At 57.4% G+C, this 20,372-nt stretch carries 15 protein-coding genes and 1 tRNA gene; 4 read left to right on the top strand and 12 right to left on the bottom strand.

From position 1 onward, the window contains the following. Positions 1–5: 5 nt before the first annotated feature. Genes EKH80_RS05185 through pilV form a run of 4 tightly spaced genes read right to left on the bottom strand, consistent with a single transcriptional unit; the run spans position 6 to position 4,693 of the window. Positions 6–2,150: a pilus assembly protein gene (locus EKH80_RS05185; RefSeq protein WP_158628753.1), complete on the bottom strand. Its 2,145-nt coding sequence runs from the start codon at positions 2,148–2,150 to the stop codon at positions 6–8. Between the two features lie 46 nt (positions 2,151–2,196). Then, positions 2,197–2,817, bottom strand: coding sequence for a pilus assembly PilX family protein (locus EKH80_RS05180; RefSeq protein WP_126683668.1), 621 nt, complete (start codon positions 2,815–2,817; stop codon positions 2,197–2,199). Positions 2,818–2,831: 14 nt separating this feature from the next. Next, entirely contained in the window at positions 2,832–4,184 is a 1,353-nt protein-coding gene (locus tag EKH80_RS05175) for a PilW family protein (RefSeq protein ID WP_158628752.1), read from the bottom strand. Next, positions 4,181–4,693: a type IV pilus modification protein PilV gene (pilV, locus tag EKH80_RS05170; protein WP_126683666.1), complete on the bottom strand. Its 513-nt coding sequence runs from the start codon at positions 4,691–4,693 to the stop codon at positions 4,181–4,183. Before pilV ends, EKH80_RS05175 begins: the two co-directional genes overlap by 4 nt. 148 nt (positions 4,694–4,841) lie before the next feature. On the opposite strand from pilV, the gene EKH80_RS05165 reads away from it, so the two are divergent. Then, a tRNA-Thr gene (locus tag EKH80_RS05165) sits at positions 4,842–4,917 on the top strand. Between the two features lie 629 nt (positions 4,918–5,546). Next, complete coding sequence (locus EKH80_RS24380; RefSeq protein WP_196240342.1) at positions 5,547–7,019, top strand: hypothetical protein; 1,473 nt, start codon at positions 5,547–5,549, stop codon at positions 7,017–7,019. Positions 7,020–7,157: 138 nt separating this feature from the next. Here EKH80_RS24380 and EKH80_RS05155 read toward each other — a convergent pair whose 3' ends face one another. The 3 genes from EKH80_RS05155 to EKH80_RS05145 form a co-directional block, all read right to left on the bottom strand. Then, on the bottom strand, positions 7,158–7,409 hold the full coding sequence (locus EKH80_RS05155) for a hypothetical protein (RefSeq protein WP_126683665.1): 252 nt from the start codon (positions 7,407–7,409) through the stop codon (positions 7,158–7,160). 71 nt (positions 7,410–7,480) lie between these two features. After that, a complete protein-coding gene (locus EKH80_RS05150) occupies positions 7,481–7,714 on the bottom strand; it encodes a hypothetical protein (protein WP_126683664.1) in 234 nt (77 codons plus the stop codon). Between the two features lie 311 nt (positions 7,715–8,025). Next, complete coding sequence (locus tag EKH80_RS05145) at positions 8,026–8,325, bottom strand: helix-turn-helix domain-containing protein (RefSeq protein ID WP_126683663.1); 300 nt, start codon at positions 8,323–8,325, stop codon at positions 8,026–8,028. Between the two features lie 738 nt (positions 8,326–9,063). Between EKH80_RS05145 and EKH80_RS23750 the strand changes: the two genes are divergently transcribed. Then, entirely contained in the window at positions 9,064–9,633 is a 570-nt protein-coding gene (locus EKH80_RS23750) for an Hpt domain-containing protein (protein ID WP_158628751.1), read from the top strand. 65 nt (positions 9,634–9,698) lie between these two features. Then, on the top strand, positions 9,699–10,379 hold the full coding sequence (locus EKH80_RS05135) for a response regulator transcription factor (protein ID WP_126683661.1): 681 nt from the start codon (positions 9,699–9,701) through the stop codon (positions 10,377–10,379). A gap of 571 nt (positions 10,380–10,950) precedes the next feature. Here the strand turns inward: EKH80_RS05135 and EKH80_RS05130 are convergent. The 5 genes from EKH80_RS05130 to EKH80_RS05105 form a co-directional block, all read right to left on the bottom strand. After that, a complete protein-coding gene (locus EKH80_RS05130) occupies positions 10,951–11,619 on the bottom strand; it encodes a hypothetical protein (RefSeq protein ID WP_126683660.1) in 669 nt (222 codons plus the stop codon). 123 nt (positions 11,620–11,742) lie between these two features. Next, the gene (locus tag EKH80_RS05125; protein WP_126683659.1) at positions 11,743–12,279 is read right to left on the bottom strand and encodes a hypothetical protein; all 537 of its coding nucleotides are present in this window, start codon (positions 12,277–12,279) and stop codon (positions 11,743–11,745) included. 572 nt (positions 12,280–12,851) lie between these two features. Continuing rightward, positions 12,852–13,256 (bottom strand): hypothetical protein, encoded by a 405-nt coding sequence (locus EKH80_RS05120; protein WP_126683658.1) that lies wholly within the window; start codon positions 13,254–13,256, stop codon positions 12,852–12,854. Positions 13,257–13,265: 9 nt separating this feature from the next. After that, complete coding sequence (locus EKH80_RS05115) at positions 13,266–18,233, bottom strand: RHS repeat-associated core domain-containing protein (RefSeq protein ID WP_158628749.1); 4,968 nt, start codon at positions 18,231–18,233, stop codon at positions 13,266–13,268. 1,163 nt (positions 18,234–19,396) lie between these two features. Continuing rightward, a complete protein-coding gene (locus tag EKH80_RS05105; protein WP_126683655.1) occupies positions 19,397–20,368 on the bottom strand; it encodes a DMT family transporter in 972 nt (323 codons plus the stop codon). Positions 20,369–20,372: the final 4 nt, after the last annotated feature.

Raw genomic sequence — 20,372 nt, 5'->3', positions numbered from 1 at the left:
TCCTTTCAGCTATCGGGCGTTAGCAATGACCAGGAGCGGCGACGCCACAGCGGACCATCGAGGGACAGCGGCAAGTCCAGCCCGCCCTTGCCTCCCTTCAACTTGATGCCGGGCAGGATCAGCTTGCCGCCCCCCGGAAGCATCGCCATCGGTAGCATGCCGCTTGCCGGCGGGCTCTCGATCAAGGCGCCCGCATACGAACCACTGCCGAATTTCAGGAGCGAGCGTGCTCCGCCGGTGGCGGCGTCGATGGCCATGATCGCCCCGGTGGGCACATCACCGCCAGGTATCAAAGTACTCACCAGCACGGCATTGGTGTTGAACAGCGCCGTGGGCGTGACGATCACGCGTTCGCCCGCGACCGCGTCCAGCTCGATGCGCCAGCCGCCAGCCTGCATCGGGACCGGATTCGAAGTAAGGGTGCGCAGGGTTGCGCTGCCAACGGCATCGGTGACCGTTTTCTCGCTCAATGCCTGTGGCTGGAGACTGTCACGCAGGACGGTAAGCGGCCGGCCCTTGCCATCGACCCGATCGCGTATGCCGTAGATCGACTGGATGGTGGCGTTACTTATATCGCCATGCCCCAGATACTTGCCGGTACCGAATACGACGATAAAACGGTTCGTCGCCGGGTCCGGAAAAAGGCGCGGCATCACGGTGATGGCTTGCGCTCCCTGCACACTCGGACGATAGGCCAGGCTTGCGTTCCAATTCGTGGGATTCGGTGAGGACAAATCGAAGCGCCACAGGTTGCCGGACAAGTCTCCGGCAAAGGCGACGTCATCGATCTGGTCATTGGCGTAGTCGCCCAGCACGGGCGTGGCCAGTCCATAGCTGAAGACACCCTCCATGGGCGGTGTCTTCAATTCCGCTATCACCGAGCCAGATTGGGCATCCAGCACAAACAGCGGGCTGAAGCCTGGCGGTGTCCCGGATGCTTCGACGCACCGAGCAGGCCTGTCCGCTTTGCTGCAATCCGCCAAGTAGCCGCCAGGAATCAGCACAGCCCAACGGCCATTCGCCAACCGCGCAATGGCAGGCTCGCCATAGGTGTAGCCCAGGTCCGCCGGGTCATAGGTGGCGCCCGTCTCCGCCACACCTGGCGGCGCATCCGCATCGAACTCCCATAACACCGTGCGTGCGGGATAAGCCTCGCTGGCTGTATCGGGCTTGGTGATATCCAGCGCATACACGCCCCGACCACCCAAGCGCAGGCCACCCACCAGCAAGCTGTGCCATTCGTGCATGCCGTGCCGGCTGAAAAATACGTCGCGCGTGACCGGCGTTCCGTCTACCGTTGGCTGGAACTTGAAATTGCGCGCGTCCGTAAGGTTGCCAAGGTTGCCGTACGCCGCACGCGGCACGTAGGCCCAGCTTTCCTTGCCCGCATCTTGCCCTTTCGCGTAGGTGCTGCATTGGCCATTCGCATCCGGTGCCTTGCAGATTGGCGCAGGCGTACGAAACGCGTGCAACATACCGTCGTTGGCAGCGACGTATAGCATCGGCAAGCGATTGGCGTTGCTGGCCACGAAGGTGCTGTAGCGTTGTGACTGGAATTCGTTTTCCGGCGCGGGAACGGAAATATCACCAATCTTCGTTGGCCAGCTGTTGACGTACCTGCCGGAGGGATGGCCCACATACACGGCCTGCGAATGAATGATGGCCCCTAGCACGTTGCCGCGGAGACGCAAGCTACCCTCCGGCTCCAGCGTGCGAACTCCCCGTAGGTAAGCCACACGCGCCTGCCATGTATCGGCAGAGACCTCAGGCTGCGGCCACATCAATCCTTCCTTCTCGTAGGCATCGAAGAGCGACGTGGGTTCGAATGCCATGCCGCAAACCTCGCCCGATGCCTTCCGGCTTGCAGTCAATATCGTGCGGCCGGCGGGCGGCGTAAACCGCGGATCCGTGAGCATCGCGGCGGCATCCCATGCCACGTCGGTTGCCGCACCTTGCGCATTCAAGCGGACCGCTTTCAGCTGACCTGACCAATCGCCAGAGTCGTAACCACCCAGGAAGGCAAGCGTTTCTGCAGTCAGCACGCTGCCGTTCAAGGCAAGCGTGGCCGGCGATGACGCTCGCGAGCGGTCCAATGGCACCGGACTGAGCTCCACGGTGCCAGGCAGGCTGGGCTCGGACGCTTGCGCCATAGGCATCCCCATTGCCAAGGCACACGCCAGCCATGCACTTGGTATTTCAAGGCGGGACCGGCGCATTGAACGTACTCTGCACCACGCTCAACGCATTGGCGCTGCCGCCAGTCGCGCGCACGGTGATGCGATAGAGGTGGATGTCGATCTGCCCGTCATGGCCTGGACCGGTGTTGCCGGACTCGTGCAAGCCGCCGACACCTGGCGGGCGTTCGCCGCCAAGGTCTTCGATGATGTAGACCGGATTTTTTGCCAGTGCCGCGGTAGGTTGCCCGGCGTTGCTGGTGTAACCGCGGTGGCCCGGCCCTAGATACTCGACGCCAACACCGGACAGCCAACCCGGCGAAAACTGGAATCGTGCGACGACACCGCCCGGTGCATAGAGCGAGGTATCGGGATTGTAAATTACGCAACCATCGTCGGCCGGGATGCTGGCTTGCGCGCAATGCAGACGAGTGCCCGCCTGCCCGGCCATCGACCAAAGTTTGTATTCCACGCCGCGCAACGCCGTTTCCGCGCTCATTCTTGCTTGCTGTGCGTTGCGCAGGCTGCCGGCCATGCGCTCCTGCAGCAGAGAGTGCCGCGAGGCGTCGATGGCAAGCATGCTCAGCAGCAGAAGAAAAATGAGTGCCATCAGCAAGGCAAAACCAGCTTGATGTGCTCGCATTCTCGCAACCTCCTTCAAGGATTGGCATTGCGCACGGCAACCACTGCCGTGAACTCCCGCCGCAGCACTTGCAACGGAAACCCTTGCTGCGCCGGCGTTACTTTTCGGCCATTCGCCACTGGCGATGCGGGCGCCGCTATTCCATCCGATGCGTAGCTGTAGGCCAATTCACCCGGCGTAAGCGAGTACAGCGGGTTTTGCCCCGACATCAGCAGATCGATTTCGATCAGGCCAACCGATCGCCACAGGCAACCGCGATCGTTGCCGCCGGCCATCGGCAATGGCAACGCAGGGCAATCACTACGCGTACTGTTGTCCACTTGCTCGGCGGTGTAGTAGCGGACCGTGCCATCCGCCCCCTGCACGCCATATTTGAAATCCAGCCGCTCCACGCCGCGCGCAATTTCCTCGCCGGTGCCGCCCCGCGCCTTGTCACCGCCATTGACTCGCCGCACTAACGCGCCCGTGGCGTGCCCCATGCCATCTCCGTTATCCACCACCTTCAAAAAATACGTCACGGTTTGCAGGTCGCGACTGAGGCTGAACAACCTTGGCACAGCCATGTTCTGGAACACATGCGGTTGCGTGAAGTTGTTGCCGGTGGAAACGAGCTGGCTGCTGCCCATCCCCCTCACCGCAAAGATCTGCGCGCTGAAACAATCGGCCAGCATCACCAGCGGGGCATCTTTCTTTACATCGCTCGCTTTCGGTTCGCCGGGCAACGGATGCAATCGCACCGTCACCGAGCCATCCGCATTACCCAGCAACGTGCTGCCTTGCGCTCCATCTTCCTCGAGGTTTATCGCCCAGCCGCCTGCAGGCTTCAGGTAGCGCACTGTAAGTACCGAGGCACCTATCACGCGACTGTCAACGCCCTTGCCCATGGCGGGAATATTGAAACCCTCCCGATTGCGCTTGTCGCTCGGATCCACCGGTGAGCAGCGGCTTGCCGTGCAGTCGTATCCACGCATCGCCAGGAAGGAAGGCAGGGAATAAGGCTCGCGCGGTTCAGCTGGATAGGCACCGCCCCATGGCGTGGTGACGTCGCTCAGGGCCTGCATGAGCAAATCGGCATCGCGGGCATAGACAGTCGGCGCGCGCAGCCCGTCCAGATAAGGACCCGCAGCGCTTTGGTACGCCATTCCACCCGTGCCGGTGCAGTACTGGGCTCCCGCCATGGCCAGATCGTTGCTGATCTGCGTGATCGCGAAACGACCTTCTTCCTGGAGTAGCGCTAGCTGCTCCTGCGCCAGGTGAGTGTTCGAGGTCGATGCAAACACTGCCACGATACCCGCACTCACCAGCAGGCCGAGCACCATAGCGATCATCAGCTCGACCAGGGAAAGCCCGTAGCATCCCCGCTTCACGGCTGGAACTCCCAGGCGAAGCTCTGCGGCAAAGCTTTCGCCTTCAGCGAATCTCGCTCCACCCAGGTGATGGTCATCGAGCAGTCGCCGCCATAGGGCGGTCGCAGCAGGATTTGGTCGTGGGTCGGGGCATGCGAAACGCCGCCGTAGTCGCATTGGATGCCCGCCTCCGCGCCCGGCGGCAGAAAGACCTTGAGCTGGCCGTTCCAACGCTGCCGGTCGTACAGGGCCAGTTGCCTGGGCGTGCAGCCTGCGGCGCAATCCTGCCGGCTGCCGTCCGGATACACCCCGTTGTAGTCGCCGCTCCAAACTCCAATGGGATTGGCCCGCATGCGCTCGGCCATGTTCTGCGCCAGAAACGTCACCTGAGTGCGCAAGTACGCCGCGTGGTCAGCCCGTGCGGCCATCGCCATCAAGGCCGCTGCTCCGATCAGCCCAAGGCTGAAGACCAGCACGGCAACCAGCACTTCGATCAGCGTGACGCCTCGCGGATATGAAGGCAGCAGCATCGAAGTCCCTTCCCGGTTGAACCTGGCAGCACTCTCGCCCCGCGGCACGCCCCACGTCAGTCGGGCATCACCCCGAACGGCAGTCCGATTCCGACCTGTTCGCCGGAGCTTGCAGACCGCGAGGCACCTGCTTAGACTATGCGGCTCCGCCGGAATAGCTCAGTTGGTAGAGCGGCGCATTCGTAATGCGTAGGTCGTAGGTTCGATTCCTATTTCCGGCACCAGTTTTTTCAATAAAAAACAGCGCGTTATACGCCGCGGCGTAGCGCGCTGTTTTGCTTTGGATGGCACGATTTCGCAGTCCATGTGTGGCGAATTTGCGGCAAAAGGTCCCGCCGTCAGCCAGTGGGCCTGCATCAATCTGCAATCTATTGCCATCTTCATGCCCCCACGCCCACGATGGTCTAGCTGGGCGGGTGCCTCAGCGTTGAAGCAGCGATCCACGGCCTTTCTGAGACCACGACCTGCCCCGTGGGCGAATCCCTGCCGCCACTCCACCCTGAGACCGCGCTCCGCACTGGCGCGCAGCCGCGCCAATCTGAGCCCTAAGCAGGTGACCCAGTAGGGTCATGGATATGCAGGGAACAGAGTCAGCGTCGGAGCGCGACAAAGTCTTGCTCGACGAATGGGAAACCTCGTTCTCGCGTTTGGTCCACAACCAGCGCAAGAGATGTACATCGCTTGCCTGTGGTTGCGCTGGGAAGGTCCGGGCGAAGAGCTGCTTTCCTTTGCCGCGATCACAGATCAACCGCCCCCCCCTGAAGTTGCCTAAGCGGGCCATGATCAGTGCATCATCCCGATCAAACCGGAATATATTGACGCTTGGCTCAACCCCGACCCCGCTAACCTCGCGATGCTCCATCACATTCTCAACGACAAAGAACGCCCCTACTACGCACACAAGATGGCCGCATATATGGACCAAACTCGACGTAGCGACCCGTTGCTTTCCTTCGCAGATGACGCTTCCGAATGGATTACCAACCCGTGCGACATCGACATCAGGTTTGCCGCACGCAAATCATCGAATGGTGAATATGAAATTTTAGCTGCGCAGGTGGTGGTCGGTCCGTTTCCATTCCCCCCGTCATCTGACTTCAACTTCCAGATTGAGATTGGCAATTTTTGGTTTGGGCAACTGCGCCAACACAATGTCGCCTTCGCCGTCGCAAACGCCATTCTTCAAGAGGCGTACAACGGCGTGCTTGCTGTATTCGGCAAGCTGCTAAAGTTTAGGCAAGGCCAAAGGAACTACTACCGGTCAAACAAGGGCAGCGAATGGCAAGTCTTACATGCCGGCCTGTTGATACAGTCGCCTGTTTCCCACGACCGTCCCGACGCATCCGAATGGCAACAGCTAGACAACGACCTACGGATGACATCCCCACCGTTCGACGGTCTTGAGGATTTGCTTTACTACTTGGAAATGAAAGATGATTTTTCGGACGACGGCTCGACTTCGCGTCTCCGCATCAACATCTTTGCTCCCGTTGGAATCTCCATCGATAACACAAAGGTCGAGGAAGGAAAGATACAAGTAGCCATTGTGGCGCATCCCACACTAGCGCCTGATTCGATCCACGTTGGGCTTAGAGCTTCACCTTACCGTGGAGTGAGCACGCGTCTGCAGGTAGCCGATCTCCTCAAATGGGAGCCTGCAGAAAACGGCACAAAACTTGGAACGGCGGTGATCGAAATGCCAGGAGTAGATGCCGCACAAATTATGCTTTCCCTTGGAAATCAGTACGTGCGGCGTTACTGGGTGACCGACCCAATCAGGTCGCAAAACCAGCGCTATATGGCCACAAGGCTGTTTGACAGCAAGCTAAAGAGAGTTCGGCACTACCTGCTTGACGACTCAAATCCTGACAAGTTCGAACTTGCCGTCGCTTCACTGCTTTACATGATGGGTTTCAATCCTGCCGTCCAGTTGGAAACTGACTCGTCGGACATTTTGGTCATGGCCCCTAGTGGCCGATTTGCTCTAGTCGAGTGCACGTTGAGGGTGTCGGACGTACCCGCCAAGGTGGGGAAGCTGGTTCACCGCAGAGAGATGCTCATCAAAGAGCTGTCTACGGACAACCCCAGCGTGCAGGTGCTCTCCGTCCTAGTCTGTCAAGCCGAGCGCGCGCAAATTGCGGCTCAGGAAAAAGAGCTTGCCCAGAAGGGAGTCGTTCTCATGGCGAAGGAAGATCTGCAACTTGAGATCGACACGAACCTGCACGTGCCGGTAGACCCTGAGGTCAGATATCTGAATCTGCTATCTCGCATTTCCCAGTTGGCCACTCCACCACCTCCGGCCACCGGCGAGCTGTTTGGCCTCTAGATGCATCAATTCGCATTGGGGGATTGGACTCCAAATCATTGTGCTACTCAAAACCGGGGGACGTCGCCGCCCCCATGCGACCTGCCCCTCCGAACTATCGCCAAGCGGATGCGAGAGAGCGCCAAACGGCAGGTTTCGTCACCATGATACATGCAGATCATCACCCTTTAGAGATGCGGTGTAGCCAAGGTAGATTAATGCGTCCAAGACCGCGTTTTTTAATTCTTTGGTCATTCCTTGTCGAATTAATGCATCCCCTCCGCTATTGGCTTCTGCCAAGATGTCAGCAGCGAGATGATTGTAGATATATGCGGCGGCTTGGTCGCCAAAGTGCATTGCGATCACTAGGCGTTGATCTGTTGCGGCACGGGCATCTGGAGCAGACAGCATTGGAATACCTCATGGATAACGCTGGAGTTAAGCGGCAAAGCCGCCCGCCTTGGATGAACTATTATGTTCGACTAGCTAACTGAGCCTGGATTGCCATTGGACATACTGAAGTACGTAGGACTAGGTGCCCATTTGCCATCAGGCAACACGGTGAAAAAGCTTTTGATATCTTCGTAGTTGCGCATAAGCGCATCTTCGCTGTAGCCACGAGCCGGCAACTGGGCATTGAGATGAATGACTAACTCTTTGGCATTGAACTCGAATGGCTGCTTACCGGGCCACCACATAATCATAACCAAATCCATGGCGATACCAGTAGCCTCCCCACAGGCGGCATTCTCAATGCATAGCCCTCGAATCGAGGTAGATAAAGTCCTCATTCATAACGAAGGATCCCATAGATTTTACTTGGAATTAAGCTATTCCAGAGGCGTACGCCTTGAACGAGATACTAGGCTATAGCTCCACCATTTGCATCAACGAACTAGCAATCGCTGCGTTTGAAGCTAACGTCCTTCGACTCTAAAATCTGCGCGCTCGCTATTCGTATAACTGTTCGCGCTCCGCCGCATTAGCCAGTAGCATTGCCGCATTTCTATCCTTTTGAGCTTTGGTTCTAGCCTTTCTTTGTGCGCCCTGACTTTGCGCCTTCCGCCTTCCCTTCTCTCACCGCCAGCCGTCGCTCCAACTCCGCACTGAACACCTTCAAATCCGAACCGCAAGCGTGCAACCACCTGCGAAGTTGCAAGGTATCGAGCCTAATCCCTCCCCGCTCAACGGCTGAGATGTATTGCTGAGATAGACCTGACTTGGCCGCCAGTTGAACCTGGGTCAGGCCTCCTGCTTTTCTGGTCTCAACCAAAAGTTGGAGAAAATCAGGGTATTCAGGCTCATAAATGCTCTTTCCCTTGGGCATAGATATCAGCTCGCTCGATGGTCTGAAGCGACGCTAAACAAGAAGATGAGATACCCTATGTACTTGTACAAATACATGAGGTATTTTACATGTGTACTCAAGGCATGGAGTTGCTATGAACCTAACAAGGACAAATACGAAGCGCGCCGCTTTCCAGCCATCGGACGAATTTCACAAGGCGGAGGAACAGCACGTCAGACAGCTTGGCCCTCAATCGCACGCGCTGCCTCTGTCTAAACACACTGCCATCGCCTCCGATGCCATCCTAATTGGCCTCGCTGCGCAAGTCCTCACGCTGGATTACTTCCTCATCAGCATGGGCAACCACTTGGCTGCTCTCATCACGACCTCCATGGCAGCCGCCACAGCACGGCTATGTCTTCGCAGCCTACATAGCGGCTGCCACGCCGAGATCCGCCCATGGGTTCGCCCCCAGCAACAGCACCGGTCCCGTCCTCTTGCAGCCCCAACCGTTCAACCCAGCCGCTAGCTGGACGCGCTGCACGCCACGTACGGCGCAACCACCTTGGAGCACTCGTGATGAACGCATCGCCCAAACTCATCGCTTACGCGTCCTGCAAAGGGGCGCGGTTTAAGCGTTTGGCAGTGAGAGAACCTCCCGCGTCGTACCACGCGCGTCCTCGGAAGCCAGCGCACATCCTGGTGGTAGCGAATGATCCTGAAACGCGTAGCGCTTTCACTGGCGAACTCAAGTCACTTGGCCTGGACGCGCTGCCCGTGCCTGACAGCCTAACGGCCTTGAATGCCATCGATTTCAAGGCACCCGACGTAATCCTGATGGCCCTGGAGGGGCCGGACGCAGCCGTCTACCTAGCCGTGCTGCGTGTCGCTGTAGCCAATCTTGCAAGGCGCGCCCACATTCCCCTCGTTGCCGTCGTAGGGCAAGGTGGCGAAAGCTGGCGACGCATCTTGGATAGCCGCCTGGATGGTGTTCTGCGCAGGCCCCTTCGCCCCGAGGAACTGTACGCCACCCTCGCACGGTGGCTCGACTTGCCGCCTCCTGTCGGCCAAGCGCCGGATGAACCCCTTCCACCCTCATGGCGCCGTGCCTGTATCGACATGGACGTCCAGGAGTATGAGCGAGCCCTGGCAAAGCAGGACATCGCCAACATGGTGCACTTTGCGCATCGCGCGAAGGGCGCAGCGTTGGCGCTGCATGCCGATCGGGCGGCCCAGCTGGCAGATCAGCTGGAACTGGCGGCAAGAGGCTATGCACCGCTTCCTATGGATGAACTACAGCGCACGCTCGCCGCGTTGAAAGTCGCTATCGCCCGACACTTTGACTAGGCAGAAGATGCGAGCAGCGGGAGAGGAAAAGCGAACATCAGGCTAATCTGGAAAGGGAGTAAGCCATGTCCGATACCATGACGCCGCGCTTGCGCGTGATGTTGCTCGAAGACCACGTACTGGTACGCCATGCCATGGAGCTGCTGCTCAAGCATGAGTACGGATTGGACGTGACCGGCAGCTTTTGCACTCCGCGGGAACTCTTCGAGGCTTTAAAGCAAAACCGACCCGACGTAGTCGTGACGGACTACGCCCTGGGCGCGGCCGATACCGATGGCGCCAAGCTGCTGCGCTCCCTGCACCTGCACTATCCATCTGTGCGGGTCTTGGTGGTGTCGTCCCACTGCAACACCGCTACGATAGCTCTGGCGAAGAAGGTCGGCGCCCACGGCTTTATTGGCAAGACGCAGCATGAGTCCGAACTGCATTTCGCCATCCGAGCGGTGGCGGCGGGCCGAACCTATTTCAGCCAGTACCTGGTTGATACCATCGATCCTATTCACCCCGCCAAACCCAGTGACAAGCCCGTCGCAGACCTCGGCGACGAGTTACTGGACGCCTTCAAGCTTTCTGCACGGGAACACGAGGTGCTGCGCTGCATGCTCGATGGCATGTCCATCACGGCCATCGCCAAAAAATTTTCCCGGTCGGTTACCACGATCAGCGCGCAGAAGCATTCCGCGTTTCGCAAGCTAGGTCTACGTAACAACCACGAGTTGTTCAAGGTGCGGTATCAGCGCGGCTGATCCGCATTAGGTGCGGTCACCGGCAGGGCTTATCCGAACAAGCAGGTCTTGCGGCTCAACGAAACGGACGAACACGCCGCGCTTTCTTCAGAAGGCGACGCGCACACGCATGACGGTGATTTCAATTGCGGCGTATGGACCGCCAAGGAGCACGAGCGTGAAGGTTTTGACTGTGACGCCCCACTGCCGTTTTTTTCGGAAAGGCCCATGGCTCAATCATAGTGAAACTCACCGCCCCAATTTTCATCGACGGAGGGGGCGCTCCAAGAGCCACCCCAAAAAATAGAATTCCAAAACCCCGAAAATGACGTCCAACGTAAACATCGACCAATTTGTTGCCGTGTCTGACATACCAAGGATCTGCTGCATAAACATGCAAAAGAACCCTATCACCCACGAAAACGGTATGGTTACGTAGGCAATGAGAGTTATTGCCTCCCCCGCACCTCCCAACTCGGAGATCAAACACCACACCGATAGAAAAATAAATATCAATGAAAACACTATCCCCGTTATTGATAATCTCATGGCGATGACACGCCACCCGCTTGATCAGCCGTAATCACAGGGGTTAGTCGCAACGCCATTGGTCGATTGCTGCAATCATTGCTGCATCTAAAGATTTTAAATCTGCCGGAACCAGAGTTTCCGAGCGATAGGTGTATTGAAGCGCATAGTCGCCGGCAAGTATTGACCGATCACAATCGAAAACATAAGCACCAAATGACCTGAAAGACATGGTAGGAAGATAGTGGCAAGATGCCAACAAAACATCATCGTCCTCTAGATGCGGCTTAGTCTGACTAGCAAGCCTCCTCGCCTTTCCCCAGATAAACCAGTCTGGCTTCCAAAGCTTCTCGTTATGCACAATGACGACCGCGCCATCTTGGGCTGGCTTCAACTCAGCGCCAGGGGCCGACGCTATTTTTTTAAGCAAGGCGCTCACACCGACATCCCCCCATCTTTGGGACCTGTAAGCAGATTTCGCCTCTACAAGCCCGCCGACAATGGAAGATGGGGTGCCGCAATCCTTCACATGATGATCGGACATCGTTGCACAACCAGCGAAGGCAAACGCACTTGGAGTCCCGGGCAAATCTTCTGGCACCCAAGGAACATCCGCCACTTTATTGATATCGGGAAGGCAAAATTTTGTCTTAGCGCCGCCGATCACATGAAGTTCGGATGCAGCGCACGTGCAAATGGCGAATACCCCACACACAAAGGCTAACATTCGCATCTTTTTTAGCTCCCCTATGGGCGACACGCAGGTGATGAGCACCAATCGTACCGGTCACCAATCAAGCCAGATAGCGTCTCGCCATTGCGTCGCTCCATTCCCTTAGCCCCATGAGGAGCCATCTCACCGTCCGGTAGGTACATTTGGCATCACTGCGGCATTGGAACGCAGATGACCTCCCAGCATGTTTCCTCCAGCAAGGGTGAAGCACAATTGCTTGCCAGCCTCGGTCGCAGGAATCAGTACGTAAACGTGATAGGTCATCAGGCCGCCTTTAGCAACTGCAGCGGCGTAACCAGGAATGTCTTTAACATAAGGAGTGATAGTGGCACCATCCCAAAATACGCCACCGTACGTGTCAACACTGTTCACCACACCACGTTTATTGCATGCGCCAACCGCATACGTGACGTTGAATTCCTTCCTCCTGGCGAGAGCCAGAAGGTCGGTGGCCGTTGTAAAGTCGATTCGCGTAAGAATCCTGGATGGCCGTGGAGCATTGCTCATCCACTCTATTTGTGGCTGATCCTTCAAGTCGACGTGGGTTAAAGTTACTACGCGAATGTCTTTGACTGGGCCACTGAACGGCCACGCACATGCAGAAAGAGATACCACGCACAAAGCAATAATAGATGCAGAAAAGCGTGTGCTACGGAACATCTCAATTTCCGCCTCGGCCGGGAATGAAGTAATTCGGGTTTACAACAGGAGCGCCGTTCAGCACGGCAGCGGGACTGTTCACTCCGGGGCCTGAAGCATTCATCATTTCGTGGATGTCCCAATACATCCTTTGACTCACTATAACACCTCCATTAATTTCGCTCACGAAAACACGTCAAGGCGAGAAGAGATGAAGTTGACTGTCCCATATTGCAATCTTTTCGCAAGGATGAGTCAGGCCACCTTATTCCGACCAAAGAGCAGTTTAATAAACACAAACCAAATCAAGGTAACGGCCAGGAGCGAATTTGCAAACATCAAAATAAAGTACCAACTCCCCAACCCAACGCCATGGGAATAAAGGGAGCTCGAAAATAAATTTATTGGGAATGCCAGAATGACGCCTGCTAGCGTGTTAATCCGACTCACACAATGCAACTGTACTCCACAGTCCAGTCGTCTAAAAATGACCGCCAACAACAGGCCAAAATGGACCAATGCACCAATCATAATGAACGCAAGAATTTTTATCTTTGACATAATTAACAACACACAAGACTCGATCATTCACCCTATTGGGTAAATTTATTCTCGACTTTCAAATGTTCAATTGCGGGTTGATAACCCTGGCCTGCTGCCTTCTTGAGCCAAAACTGCGCACGCCGTCTATCATCTGATGAAGATCTACTAATTAGAAATCCATACGCAGTGTACTCACAATTCGAATCACCATTTTCGGCTCCAATGATTGCCCATTTCAACGCCTCATCCAGATTTAGCGTTACATTTGAGTAGAATCTGGAAAGGCGCAGAGCAGCCTGACCTGACCCATCGAGCGCTTGCTCGATGAGCTCTTGCCTTTGCTGTGAATTCAGCACGTAATCCTTCTCTAAAAAGTCTTGAGAAGGAGCAGCGAATAATGATTCACTGCTCAGTGCAAAAAAGAGTAGCGCAAGGAAGCGACCGGTTCTTGTCATCTCAGTACCCTATTGATGGTAGAACGGCACCATTTTACCTGGATTGCTAGGATCCATTGTAATGCCGCCAGCCGAAATGCTTGTTCCTGTCCAGTCAACCGGACGACCATTGGCGTCACGAGCACCAGCAACAACGCTCTGACCTTCATCATTGAGCCAAAGGAAATTGTTCGGTGCTGAAACAACGCTTCCATCGGGTAAGTCATTGGCTAGAAATTGTGCATAAGAGGACGGATACCAAGGTTTTGACGGGGTTACGCCTGTATTGCAGGATAGAAGAACGACTGGCTCACCAGGCTTATAATTTTTATCGTGCTTAATCATGTTCGCCAAATCCTGAGGCAGGATCGGATTGCCTTGCGCATCTACGATCATAAGTGGATTACCGTGTGCCGCCACTGTGTAGATACCTGGATTAGCCGGATAGTTGTTTGCCCCTTGCCATTGACTGGAACCAGAAGGAAATAAGTTTAGGTTTGTCTGAAGACCAACGTAGTCAAAGTGGCTTAATGGATCGTTATCAACATAGGCATACAAACTCCACTGCCCACCGTCATGTCCCATCGGGTCCACTTGCCGATACCTCCCCGCCGCCGGATCGTAATCCCGATTGACGTTCTGGTGCAGCCCGGTCTCCTCATCGTAGTACTGCCCCGGGAAACGTAGGTTGTACGTATAGCCATGATTGTGAGCCTGTCGCTCACCGAACGCATTGTCCGCCGGCGACCAGCTCCAGATGGTGGTGCCTCTGGCATTCTGGATCACGCGTGGCGTGTTCAGGCCGTCAGCCAGCACGTAATCGACACGACTGCGGCTGCGCTGGTTATCGACCACGGCAATAGGCAGGTCATCCAACCAGATATAGTCACGCTGGGCAGTGCGGCCGAAGGTGTCCTGCTCGGCGATCAGCTGGCTTTGTTCGTTGTAGACGTAGCGTTTGTCTTCCCACTGCGGCATCGTGGCTACTTTGGCAACGCGTTCACCAAAGGCGTTGTCGGTGTAGGCCGCAACCGGGAAGCGATTGCGCTGCACCACGGTCATTCGGCCGCGACCGTTGTAGTCATAGCCCCAGGTTTCGCCGGCTACGCTGGCGCCCGTGGTGTTGCCGTCCTTGTCGTAGCTGCGTGCATTATTGCCGATGCGAGTCAGCCTATGCGTGCCGCTCTGGTAGCTGTACGGGCCGATGTCCTGTCCACTACCGGTTTTGCTCAAGCGATCGCCGGCCTTGCTGTAGGTGTAGCTTTCCAGCAGCTTGCCGGTTGCGTCCTTGACGGTGGCAAGGCGACCCAGAGCGTCGTAGCTGAAGGTGTTGCCGGTGCCGCCTTCGGTCAGGCCAATGACGTTGCCGTTGGCATCGCGGCTGTAATGCAGGCTCAGCGCGGCACTGGTGAGATCGGTCAGACGATAATTGGCGTCGTAGGCGCGCGCGACGGTCTCACCATTGCCCAGGGTGTAGCCGGCAAGGGGACCGAAAGGCAGATAGGTGATCGCGCTGGCCACGGTGGAGGCAGCGCCTCTGAGCGGCGTGACCGTGACGGCGCTGATTTGGCCATTGCGGTTGCGCGTATAGCTGACCCGCGTGCCGCTGGGCTGCACGATGCTGCTCAGGCGACCGGCGGGGGTGTAGCTGTAACGCGTGATGTCGGTCTGCTGGCCCACGGTTTGGCGCTTTTCGGTGATTCGGCCCTGCGCGTCATAACAATACGTGGTGCTGACGGTCGCCTCCAGCACACGACTGAGGTGGCCCATCGGATAGGAGTGGGCGCTACAGCCAGTTAGGAGATTGATGTCGTCGTAGACGTAACGGACGGCTTCGCGAGCCCTGCCGGTGGCCAGGCTGGTCATGCGGTCGAGTGCGTCATAGGTGTAGCTGCGCGTGATGCCGCGTGCATCGGTGCTATGGATAAGGTTGCCGGCAGCGTCGTAGACATTCTTGGTGCTGCCGCTGTCGGGGCTGGTGTGCTGGGTGAGATTGCCCAGGCCATCGTAGGTATCGACGGTGTTCAAGCCATCGGGGTCGCCGATGCCATCGATGCGATCCAGGGCATCGAAGTCGAAGACGCCTTGGGTGTTGGCCGTGGCGCTATCCTTGCCATTGTAATTATCGATGGTCTGCACCAGCCGGTTCAGCCCGTCGTAGCCGAGCTTATGCTGGATGCCCAAGGCGTCCGCGCTGAGCACCAGATTGCCGTTGCTGTCGTAGCTGCCCTGCAAATTGGCATTGAACACCGTCTGCTTGAGGCCATCGACCGTGCTGGTCATCTGCCCCAGAATGTTGAAGGTGCGGCTCAGGGTCTTGTGCAAGGTGCCGGCGCTGTCATAGACCTTCTCGGCGATCTTGTTGCCGGCAGCGTCGAGGGTGTACTGGGTCGAATTACCGAGGGCATCGCTGAGCTTCACCAGACGATGGGCCGCGTCGTAGCCGTAGGTAGTGATGACGCCATCCGGGTCGGTGACGGTTTGCACGGCGCCATAGGGCGTGTAGGTGAAGCGCGTCGTCGCACCGTTCACGCTCTGCGAAGCCAGCCAGCCGCGCGGGGTGTAGGTCCTGTCCGTCGGGATGCCATTGGTATCGATCGTGCGCGTAACGTGGCCATCGGCGTCGTAAGAAGCCAGGGTGGTGACGTGGCCCACGGCATCCGTGATGGTATGCACGTCGCCGGCTTGATGGCAGGCCGCACCGGGGGTGCGGCAGTCCTTCGCGCTACTCGTCATGTAGTAGCTATACCTGGTGGTCTGGGCGATGTCGGTGCGGGTGCCGGTCGCTGTCAACATCAGCCCCGCTTGGGGGCAATGCGTGGTGTCGACCGCCGTGCAATAGGTATAGGTGGTGCGACGAACACCCGCGGGCACGCTGCCGGTAGCGCTACAGGCGTAGCCCGAAGCAGCGCCATGGTCGGGATCGATATCGCAACGAGCCAACACTTGGCCCATGCCGTTGTAGACCCATTGCGTGGCACTTGCCGTGTGGCCGGTGGCATTCAGCACGGTTCTTGTCAAAGGAACGCGCAGCGTATTGTTCCAGTTGAATTGGGTGGTCCGTTGATTGGACGTCCCGGATGCCTCGATTTGCTGATTGAGCAGACCGGAAGGGTCGTAACTCGTCTGGGTCAGGTTGCCGTTGAAGTCCGTGCTTGAGGCGGGATAACCCTGGGCATCGAAGGTGGCCGACGCATAGGGTTGATCGCATTGCACGCCGCACGGCGCACTGACGGTGGTGCGGTGGAAAGAACCAAATTGCTGATTGAAGGCCAGCGTCGACTGCGAACCAGTCGGATAGGTGACCGAGGTCGTGCCGTCGTTGTTGTACGCCACCTGGGTCTCGGCCACGTTGGAGGCCAACATCGACAGCGTGGCCCGGCCTTGAGCGTCATAAGCCACGCTGGTGAAGCGTGTACCGGTTTCGTCGATGTCACCCGTCAGGGCAACGGGAAGGTTGGCGCCGCCCGTGAGCGTGCTTTCGTTATAGACGTACTGGCGGGACGTCTTGTCAGGGTACGCCACGGAGGTCAAATTGGCATTGCCGTCGTAGCCATAGCTCACGACGCCGCCAGCGGGCTGCGCAATGGCGGCCACGGTGGCGTTGCTGTTATAGGAGAAACGCAGCACCCTTCCACGCGGATCAGTCACCGTGAGCAACAGCCCTGCAGCGGGTGCCACACTAGAAGGCGTGGTGGCATCGCTATAAGTCAGCGTCGTAACCAGGCCGTCCGTATCGGTGATCGAAAGCAGGTTGCCGTTTTGATCGTAAGTTTCCTGGTTGCGCGTACTGGCATCGAAATACGTCCAGCCAGTGACCGTGCCGGAAGCATCGGTCTGGGCGGTCAGGCGATCGGCCACATCGGGGGCGGAGGTCCATTGCCCGGCGTTCAACGTGAATTTGAGCTCCCGGCCATCGTCACGGATGGCGGTTGCGGTGGCCTGCCCACCGCTGACGACGTATTGAAGGCTTCGGTCGAACGTATGGCGCCAATTGGTGCCGATGTGCGACTGGGTGACAAAGGTCTGGCTGTTGTAATAGCGGTGCAGGCTCAGCGCACCCAGCGAAATGTCCTGGTCGTCCTTGTATTCATTGCCGGTCGCGGCATTGATCGGATCGCCGATGCAATTACAGGATTTCCCTAGTTCCTTGCCGTCCTGGCTTACTGCATTGGGAACGACTGCCAAAGTGTAACCACCCACATCTGTATTGTGGTCCCAGGCATTGATGGTCGTAACGATCGCCCCTGTCTGTAAGTTGATGCGGTAGACCGTATCGTCAGACCAGTCACCCGCCCAGAAGGTGACTTTGTCGGGATCGGGAAAGACAGACGAGAGACTCGAATCTTGCCTTATCTCATACTGTTGAATGATACCGCCCGAGCTATTCAATAGATAAGCAATACTCAAGCTACCCACCAGCACGTTGCCATTGGGTAGCTGCCGAATTTCATTTAGCTGCTCATTCGTGCCGGTACTTGCATCCGTTGGATCGGGAAGGACCGCCACGAAATCGGGTAATGGCGCCCCTGTGCAAACGTTGATTTGATGAATGCTTTGACCGATCGAGGTGTAACGCATCGTGCATTGATCGTTGGCCAATGCCATGTCGTCGATGTCGTCACCTGAGAAGGGATCCTCGGGTATCGAATAAGTAGCAAGCAGGCTACCCTTGCTATCGAACTTGAGAATGGATCCGGGACTATGGGTCGCCATGCCATTCTCACCGACATAGACGTTGCCTTTGTTGTCGACGACTACCGACGTAGGCAAAGTATAGCCACCGCCAAATGTGCCAACGGCACCGCTGTTGCTGATCGTGTGGATCAATTCGTCGTTGGTGCCGTCGGTGGGAATATAGAGCTTATTGGAGGCATCGAACGCCATGCTTCCCCAATAGGCATTGCTGACCCCAAAATCGAACGTATCGACCAGGCCGCCGTTGTGGTCGAAATGCTTGACGATATGTCCCCAGCTGTACCCGTACCCATGCGTCATGAGTACAAACACGTCGCCCTGATGAAGGGGAGCCCCGTCCGCTAAGGCAAGTTGGGCACCTGAGGCAGCCGCCAAGACCACGAGCAAGCGTGACACACTCGCTCCGAACGCCGCCCGAAGGCGCCGAATCATTTCCATCTGATTGTCCCCTGTTTCAAAACAACGCCAAACCGCGTGTTCCGAAGAGGGGCCCATAAATGAATGCGCCGATGGCGCTTCTATGGGGTCCCTCCCCTAATGGCGTAAGATGCGCTTGAATTTTTTCCGCGTCAACACATCCCATCCCCAACGGGATGAGAGAGCACTGTGATTGGTGGCGTTAGTTTCCTGAAAGGAAGTCGGTACTGTTTCCACCCGTGTTCCCAAAGGCCACACGGCGAGGTCTTATGGAGGACCTCGTCCACACAAGATTGGCCCGTGAAGGCACGGTATTCCGTAAAGCGCCCTTCTTCCTTGTTGATGGAGCGTCGTCTTGATAGGAATGTTTGTCAGGAGCATGACAGACGGGTACGAGGGGCCGATGTCTGAAGGCCATCCGACTGCCCTGCGCGACGGTACCGAATATCCTCTTTAATCAGGGCTGGGCGATCACGGAACATCTGCTTTGGATGCCAGCCATCCTCCCAACCATCAGCCGGTATTCCCAAATGAAAATCACCCTACGGAAGGTATTGAATCGGTTTGGCAAGGCCGTGATGTTCATCCTGATTGTTGCTGGCGCGTTGCTTCTGCTCGCAGAACGTTTCCAGGAAAATTCGTTCCTGAATTTCATACGTTCCTTGATGTAGAGCCAGCTTGGAAGCCTGCCGCTATGCTGGCGAAACAGCTGCATAGCGTTTTGCGGTCCAGGAGGAATCGATGCAAACCCAACACTGTCCGATCTGTAGACTAGAGGTGGCCGTACAACCGCGATATCCGCGATACGTTTGCGCTGAATGCGCAGCGAAAGCCATGTCCCAAGACGGCAGACGACTGGCGTTTTTCAATACCGACGTTGGAGGAGGGTACGCTGCCATCTACGCTGACACAAAGCAGCCTTATTCAGGCCATGAGTGCTTCATTGATGGCATCCGTTGCCACGCGGATGAGGCAAGGTTTGGCGGCATAGTCATTGAATTGGCCGCCCACTGATCGTTTTAGTAGCCCCACTTCAATTCCCGCCACTAGAAGCGCTCCGCCTCCACGCAATCCACCGGCACCGGCTTCACCCGCGCGGCCCACGCCACACCCGCTACCAGCAACACCACCCCGAACATTGTCTGCACGCCGGGCAACTTGCCCCGCAATACAAACGCGTAACTCAGCGCTGCCAGGGTTTCGAACACAATCAGCTGCCCGGCAATCGCCGTGGGCAAACGCTGGCTCGCTTCGTTCCAGCAGGTGGTCCCGAGCCAGGAAGCGAACAGGCCGATCGCGGCCATCAGCGCCATGAAAACGATCGGACGCGGGCCGAGCGGCATAGGAAAGTCACTGCCGCTGGCACGCATGCCTAGCCAAAGCAATGCGTAGCCTGTTAACGCCAGCGGCAAAGTGGCAACACCTTGAGCAGTAGCCCATGTACGTGGATTGCGCCCCGGATGATGGCGCAACCAATCCGCGTTGCGCAGCGGATACCAGGTCCAGCAAGCCATTGAGACCAGCGCCAGCAAGGCACCGGTGGCATAGCGCAGGAAATCGGCGTGATCCTGCGTATGCAGGGCACTCAACTCGGCTTGATTCACACAAGCGATGCCTGCAGCAATCAGCAGCAACGACGGCGCCAGGCGCGCCCAAGGTAAGCGGCCGTCACGGCGTGCGTTGCGCAGGTTCGCTGCAATCGCGATCACTACCGGCAGTGTGCCGATGATCATGGTGGGCAACGGCGCGCCCGCGCGCTGGATCGCAGCAGCCAGGCAGACGTAATAAAGCAGGTTGCCTACGGCGGCGAGCTTCAAGGCTTCCATCCAATCGGCGCGACTGAGCTGGCGCAGAGCCGCGCGGTCCAGCCACGCCAGCGGCAGCGCGATCAGGCCGAAGGCAAGATAGCGGCCCACCGATTGCAACGCAGCCGGGTATTCGGGCACCAGCAACGGACCGACGAATACCAGGCCCCACATCAGGCCGGCTACGAGTGCGTAGAGAGTTCCTGTCCACATGGGG

This window comes from Dyella choica (assembly GCF_003977665.1).
GTDB lineage: Bacteria > Pseudomonadota > Gammaproteobacteria > Xanthomonadales > Rhodanobacteraceae > Dyella_B > Dyella_B choica.
This window is presented reverse-complemented; position numbering and strand designations above follow the sequence as displayed.